General features: G+C 65.7%; 1 protein-coding gene. It reads left to right on the top strand.

Features of this window, described 5'->3' with window-relative positions; all coding sequences use genetic code 11:
- Window positions 1-459 precede the first annotated feature (459 nt).
- On the top strand, window positions 460-632 hold a 173-nt coding region (locus tag FK530_RS27085; protein ID WP_500487566.1), incomplete at its 3' end, for an anaerobic C4-dicarboxylate transporter family protein.

A 632-nucleotide genomic window follows, 5' to 3' on the forward strand; every position in this document is an offset into this window, starting at 1 on the left:
TCCCCGCTGGCGGGTGGGCGCGGGGGCGTGCTCCAGGCCTGAGGGGCGGGAGGGCACGTCGTGACGAGGGCGCCGCGCTGCGGGACTCTTCGTGACGAGGGCGTGGCGCTGTGGGATTCTTCGTGACCAGGGCGCCGCGCTGCGGGGTTCTTCGTGACGAGGGCGTGGCGGAGCGGTCCCGGGCGATGATTCGCCGACTGCCGCCGACTGCCGCTGAATGGGCAGGAGGCGCGGTGTCCCCCGTGGGCCTTCGGTCCCACCCGTGAGCGCATCAGCGCACGGATCTGTTCCACTCCGTGACCCGATTCCTCAGAAGATGTTCCGCATTGGTCTACCTGGTCCTACAGTGGTCCTACCGGTAGACCACAGGCATCCGAGAACGGACGACATGGACGTCGACCAGCGCTCGCGGACACCAATGTCGCGGGGAACAGGCTTCAACTTCTGAGGAGGTCTCAATTGGACTGGATCAAATTCGCTCTTGAGATCGCAGTGGTGCTGGTGTGCATCGCGATCGGCTCACGCATGGGTGGCATAGCCCTGGGCTTCTGGGGCGGTGTCGGCATGGTCGTCATCGTCACGGTGTTCCGCGAACCCGCAGCGGATCCACCCATGGACGTCATGCTCATCAT

Source organism: Tsukamurella conjunctivitidis, from assembly GCF_007858475.1.
GTDB lineage: Bacteria > Actinomycetota > Actinomycetes > Mycobacteriales > Mycobacteriaceae > Tsukamurella > Tsukamurella conjunctivitidis.